Raw genomic sequence first — 6866 nt, forward strand, 5'->3', positions numbered from 1 at the left:
TAATTTTGAGCGAATGCGTAACCGCATCCTCTATCTTGCGGTTACTAAAAATAGATAGCAGCGAGAATTTGCATCCTCGCTGCCAACATTACTTTATGCTTTTACCCCAACCATTGACATAGAACCGCAATTCCTTCATAATCTCTTCTGTCGCAACTCCATTCTGTTTGGCAATGTCCGCAATCGTCTGATTGCCTCGCGCCTTCCAACCCTTACGCGCCAGCTTTTCCACCAGGCCTCTTACATCCTTATGATTTTCCGTGGCAAATGCCGCTAAGGTCATGGTTACATTTATATCATGTCCGCCTCTTTCTCTTACACCTCCGCCTCCTGGCCCGCCCCAACTCTCCTTCACGGTTTGCCCAAAATCCATAACCGCAGAAACTGGCCACACATTCGCCACCGTTCCCGCCATAAGCAAAACAACCATACCTGCCGCCAGCAACGGCTCGCTCCTCCATTTCTCCTTGCTTTGCGGCAGTAAATATTCTTTTAAAGCCGCCCAATTGAACCATATATGCCAAATCCCCACAAGAAAAAAGCAAAGGGAGGCAATCGTATGCACCCGCACATATTCCCCTTTACTCAAGCCTAAGAAAGTCCAGGCCAAGGTATTCGCTACCCGCGTAGGCGGCACTATATAAAGCACAATCCCTGTCAACACCGCGAAAACAAACAAAAACAACGATAGTAAAGATGCTACTCGACGCCAAGCTATCTCCTTCATGCCGAATTCTCCTTTCTATCACCTATATTGATTGTCTCCTCTTTAATCGGTTTATCCAAACAACTCAAAATACAACAGCGGCACAACTACCAAGGTTAACGCCGTCGCCGCCACAGCTCCAAACATCATGGCAATGGCTAAGCCTTGGAAGATGGGATCAAAGAGCATGACAAAAGAGCCAACAACCACCGCGGCGGCAGTCAGAACAATGGGCCGAAAACGGACTGAGCCCGCCTCAACCAGTGCTTGCCGCAGTTCCTTGCCCTCACTGCCTTCTTCCTGCACAAAGTCAATCAATAAAATAGAGTTTCTGACGACAATCCCGGACAGGGCAATAAAACCAATCATAGAGGTAGCGGTGAAAAAAGCGCCAAACAGCCAGTGTCCCGGCAAAATACCAACAAGTGTCAACGGAATCGGCGCCATGATCACCAAGGGCGTCCAGAAATTTTTGAACCAGGCCACCACTAAAACATAGATAAGCACCAGCACCGCCGCAAAGGCCACTCCCAAATCCCGGAAGACTTCATAGGTAATATGCCATTCTCCGTCCCATTTCATGGCGTAGCTGTCTTCCAGCCAAGGCTGAATCGCCGAGTACTGCTGCAGCTTCGGTCCTGAAGGCACTTGAATATCGCCGACTTTCTCCTTCATCCCCAAGATGGCATACACAGGGCTTTCTATGCTGCCAGCAACATCGCCCACCACATAGGTTACAGGCTTTAAGTTTTTGTGGTAGATGGTTTTGTCCTCAATACCGGTTTTCTGTACCACCAGTTCCGACAAGGGAACCGCTCTGCCATCCTTCCCGAGCAGAGTCAACTGCGCCAGACGTCCTGTTTCCAAATAAGACCGTTCCGCATACGGAAGCCGCAGAAGCAATTCTACCGGCTCCTTTTCTTTTTCCAAATGAGCTTGGCCCACAACGCTGCCGCTAATGGCCATTTGCAGCAGTTGTGCCACGCTTTGCGGACTCAGGCCATGATAGGCCGCTTTTTCTTGATTCACCTCAAAAAAGGTTTTAGGTTGATCTTCTTCCACATACCAGTCGACATCCACCACTCCCTCGGTGCGTTTAAAGATGTCGCGAATTTCTGCAGCTACTTGTTTTCTTCCCTCTGGAGCCGGTCCATACACTTCCGCCACCAGCGTACTAAGCACCGGCGGTCCGGGAGGAACCTCGGCCACTTTCAAACGCGCCCCATAAAGCAAACCGATCTCCTCTAGTCGCGGACGCAGCTTTTTCGCTAACTCATGGCTTTGCTCGCTCCGTTCTCCTTTGCTTACAAAGTTAACCTGAATATCCGCGCTGCTGCTGCCGGAGCGCTGGAAATAATGCCGCACCAAACCGTTAAAATTATACGGCGAAGCCGTCCCTACATAGCTTTGAAAATCCGTAACTTCCGGCACAGTACGCAGATACGCGCCAAGTTCCCTTGTCAAGGCGGCCGTCTTCTCGAGGGAGCTGTTTTCCGGCATGTCAATAATAACCTGCAGCTCGCTTTTATTGTCAAAAGGAAGCATTTTCACTTCTACGCCTTTTAAGGGAACTAGGGCCACCGCCAGTACCAAGAGTAGTCCAATAGCGCCTATCGCTTTCCGCCGCTGCCCTTTCTCCTGCAAAAGCCGCTCCAACAACGCCTCATAGCCCTGCTGCAAACGCCCTTTACTCCCAGCCGCTCCATGCGAAACTCCCCTTAAAAGGCGATACCCCAACCAAGGACTTACAATAAACGCCACTAACAAGGAAAAAAGCATGGCCGCCGACGCTCCTACCGGAATGGGCTTCATGTACGGCCCCATGAGCCCGGAGACAAAGGCCATAGGCAGCAGCGCCGCGACAACCGCCAAAGTCGCTAAAATGGTCGGATTACCCACCTCGTCAACAGCGGCGGCGGCAATCTCCTCGTCTGCTTTGCCTGCCAGTACGAAACGCCTATGAATGTTTTCCACCACGACAATGGCGTCATCCACCAAAATACCAATCGAAAAAATCAACGCAAACAAGGTGACCCGGTTCAAAGTATAGCCCAGCAGATAGGTTACCAAGAGCGTCAAAGCCAGCGTCGTAGGCACCGCCACGCCGACAACCCCAGCTTCTCGCCAGCCCAGGGTAAAGCCGATCAGCAGCACTACGGATACCGTCGCAATCAGCATATGCTGCAGCAGCTCATTGGACTTTTCCTTCGCCGTCTCTCCATAATCACGCGTAACCGTCCACTGCACATCAAGCGGCAGTACCTTGCCGTGGAGAGCTTCCAATTTCGCCAGCGCCCTTTCAGCAATCACCGTCGCGTTGGCGCCTTTCTTCTTGGCTACCGACAAAGTCACCGCTTCATAGGGTCCATTAGCTGCCTGCAGCTTGGCGGCGCTCCCAGCGGCCTGATCCATAAATACGTATTGCTCCGGTTCAGCCGGTCCATCAGCAATCGAAGCGACTTGCTTCAGATAAATTGGCCGCTGCTGCGCCACGGCAACCACGATATTGCCAACATCTTCCGCGCTTTTTAAAAAGCGGCCGCCTTCCAGGCGCTGCTCTTGATTCCCTAATTGCACATTGCCGCTTTGGAGCTGAACATTAGCCTGCTGCAGCTTGTCCGCTAATTGGGCAAGAGGAAGCTGAAACGCACGCAATTTAGCCGGATCCGGTTCCACGCGAATTTGGCGTTTTTGGCCGCCGATAATGGCTATTTCCGATACGTCCTCATCTTTTTTCAGCTCTTCGGCAACCTCCGCCGCTGCCCGCCGCAGCTCGTACCCGGAATAGCCGGGACGAGCGCTCCAAAAAGTAAGGGCTAAAATGGGCACATCATCAATCGAGCGCACTTTCACCATGGGCTGCGATACGCCCGGAGGAATCCGGTCATAATTGGACATCAATTTGTTATACACCCGCACCAGGCTGTCTTCTGCGTTTTCCCCTACGCGAAAGCGCAAAATAGTCAGGTTGCTGCCCGGTTTCGCCATGGAATAGACGTAGTCAAGGCCCGGAACTTCCCATAGCAGCTGTTCCATCGGTTTGGTAACCCGATTTTCCACTTCCGCCGCCGAAGCCCCTGGATAGGTTACGGCCACGTCAATCATCGGCACAACAATCTGCGGTTCTTCTTCGCGAGGCGTCAATGACGTAGCAAAGCCGCCTAGCAATAAGGATGCAATCACCAGCAGCGGCGTCAATTTGGACAGAATAAAGGCTTGGGCCAACTTACCGGAAAACCCCAGTTTTTTCATAAGCCAGTCACCTCACCGGCCACCGCTCCATCACTCGCCGCTTCCACGCCGCGAACTACAACATAGTCTCCGGGCTGCACCCCGGAAACAATCTCCACGCGCCCATTGTCATTGCGCCCCGTACGCACCAGCCGATACCAAAGCTTCTTATTCGCATCCATAACATACACCCCGGTCAGTTGACCTTTAGCAACCAGGCTTTCCTGGGGCAGTAAAACCGCCTGCCGCTCTCCAAGGGGAAAGCGAATTTTACTGTACATGCCTGTTTTAAGCGCCGCTCTCGGCAGCGCAACCTTCACTAAAAAAGAACGGCTGGCCGCATCCACCGCCGGAGTCAATTCGATAATTTGTCCCTGTAGGCTTTCTCCCTCTCCTTCTACTTCAGCCAATGCCGTACCGCCCGCTTGCAACTGCGAGCTTAGCGCTCCGTCCACATAACATTCCACCAAAAACGATTGATCATCCTCTACCACCAACGCCCAGACTCCCGGGAGCGCCATCGAGCCAAGCTCCAGATTTTTTTCTGTCACAATCCCGCTTACCGGAGCCACTAATTTGCTATACGCCCGCGCTTCTTTCTCGCTAGCCATAGCTCTTTCCATCGCCGCCTGCGCCTGCTCGCTTAGTAACGAGGCCACATCGTTTTGCGTGCGGACTTCATCCACTTGCTGTTGGGAGATGGCCCCTTGACGATATAACTCTTCATAGCGCTCGCTTGTATTTTTTTGCAAAGACCGATTTCGCACCGCCACTTGCAGCCCTTTTTGCGCCTCCCGCACTCCCGCTTCGGCAGCCGATATCTTTTGCAAAATTTCTTCGTCCTGTAATTCTGCCAGAACCTGCCCGGCTCTAACACGGTCCCCAGCCTTGACGTACAGCGCAGTGACCTGCCCCATGGCTTTCGGCGCAACTTTACTTACCACGTTGGCCTTCACCGTTCCCGAGGTTTCATAGTATTGAACCGCATTGCTGAGCTGTACGCGTTCTACCGCCAACGCCTGCTGAACTATCTGTTCCCGCTGTTCTATTGGCTTCTTTGTTTCTGGCCTGTTCCAAACAATCAAGATAACCGCCGCAACCGCAATTAAGGCAATTATACCTGCAAGCTTTTTCTGTGTTTTCAGCAATGCGATCATCCTTTCTTTAAGCCGCCAAGACACTCATTCTCTATTTTGAATAATTCTTACAAAAGACATTCATTTCCTCTATTTTGCTGACATTAAAAATAAATAAAAGCCTTAATTCATCAAGATTATTGACGAAATTAAGGCTTCTATCGTAAGCATGTCAACTTATCTAGATTTTGAAATTACCAAATCATAATAATTTAAACACAAAAATATCTTAGGTACACATAAACATGAGAAATCAAAATAGAGCCGATCATAAGCGGGAAAGCAATTTTCAAATAGTGCTTAAATGAAAGCAAAATGCCATTTTTTTCAGCAATCCCTGCCACAACAACATTAGCAGTAGCCCCGATCAACGTTCCATTTCCTCCCAAGCAAGCTCCCAACGCTAAAGACCACCATACAGGTTCCAAATTTCCTCCCGATAATTGAGCCATTTCTTGCAACATCGGAATCATCGTTGCCACAAAAGGAATATTATCAATAAAAGCCGAGGCAATCGCTGACAACCACAACATTAACAATGCAGTTTCCATGACTTGCCCCTGTGTCACTGCCAACCCCCATTGCGCAAGCGCTCCAACAACCCCGCTTGCTTTTAGGCCTCCAACGAGAACAAACAAACCGATAAAGAAAAAAATAGTTGGCCATTCTACATTCAGCAGTATCTCTTCGGGCTCTTCCTTACTAATCAGCATCAAAAATATGGCGCCTGACATCGCTACCGTTGCGGAGTCCAAATGCAAAACACTATGGAAAACAAAGCCGCTTAACGTTAGCCCCAAGACAAGCAATGACTTTTTCAAAAGCGCGCTATCTTTAATCTCGTCTTTATAGTTTAACTTCAACACTTGAAGCCGATCTTTTTCTTCTACTTGCAAATCATTTCGATATAGAAAGAGTAAAACCAACAGCGTTGCCAATAAAATGATAATACTCACAGGCGCTAAGTTACTGGCAAAGGCATTAAAGCTTAATCCAGTAGCACTGCCAATCATAATATTCGGCGGATCTCCAATAAGTGTTGCTGTCCCTCCAATATTGGACGCAATAATCTCCGAAATCAAAAATGGAAGCGGGTTAATATTAAGCTTGTCCGTTAGGGTAATGGTAACCGGCACAATTAACAAAACCGTAGTCACATTATCAAGTAGAGCCGATGCGCCAGCTGTAATTGCAGACAAAAGAGCCAACAGACGAAGGGGGTAGGCTTCAGTCACGGTTGCGGCCCATATGGCTAGGGCTTCAAACACGCCCGTCCTCCGAGTAATGGTTACCAAAATCATCATGCCAATCAGCAATCCCAACGTATTGAAGTCTATTGCCTCTTTGATTGCAGTATCCTGATTTAGGAAACCAAATAACAGCATAATACTCCCGCCGCTCATAGCTACAACCATTCGATGATATTTTTCCCAAATAATCAAGCCATACGTAACCACAAAAATCAAGATCGACCCATAAAATAAAACCTCTTGCAAAAATAACGCCTCCTCATAATACCTATAAAAAAATAGGAGAAGCCCTTGGTGACAGGCTCCTCCTAACGATACACATATTAAATTTATTCTTAGTATATCCGCCCCTGTTGAATTCGTCAAACAAATTAGCAAATGCCTATTTTACATTTCCATATCATAATCTCTTTATTTAACGCAAATTGCAAGTGCAAGTTGAACACTTTGGTAAAGTAGAACAGTAGTTTAAATTAAGCAGCATAAATAGAGTCAAGAAAGTCTTCGAAAAGGTCGTCTGGAGTTCGATAACCGAGGCGCTTG

4 protein-coding genes are annotated in these 6866 nt (G+C 49.0%); all 4 read right to left on the reverse strand.

Features of this window, described 5'->3' with window-relative positions:
• Nucleotides 1–88: 88 nt before the first annotated feature.
• Complete coding sequence (locus PHF27_RS12340) at nucleotides 89–727, reverse strand: DUF4405 domain-containing protein (protein WP_300070539.1); 639 nt, start codon at nucleotides 725–727, stop codon at nucleotides 89–91.
• A gap of 51 nt (nucleotides 728–778) precedes the next feature.
• On the reverse strand, nucleotides 779–3958 hold the full coding sequence (locus tag PHF27_RS12345) for an efflux RND transporter permease subunit (protein ID WP_300070542.1): 3180 nt from the start codon (nucleotides 3956–3958) through the stop codon (nucleotides 779–781).
• Nucleotides 3955–5094, reverse strand: a complete 1140-nt coding sequence (locus PHF27_RS12350) for an efflux RND transporter periplasmic adaptor subunit (protein WP_300070544.1) — start codon at nucleotides 5092–5094, stop codon at nucleotides 3955–3957. The genes PHF27_RS12345 and PHF27_RS12350 overlap by 4 nt, the downstream gene beginning before the upstream one ends.
• A 191-nt stretch (nucleotides 5095–5285) precedes the next feature.
• Entirely contained in the window at nucleotides 5286–6569 is a 1284-nt protein-coding gene (locus PHF27_RS12355) for an ArsB/NhaD family transporter (RefSeq protein ID WP_300070547.1), read from the reverse strand.
• Nucleotides 6570–6866: the final 297 nt, after the last annotated feature.

The organism is Anaeromusa sp. (genome assembly GCF_028691475.1).
Lineage (GTDB): Bacteria > Bacillota > Negativicutes > Anaeromusales > Anaeromusaceae > Anaeromusa.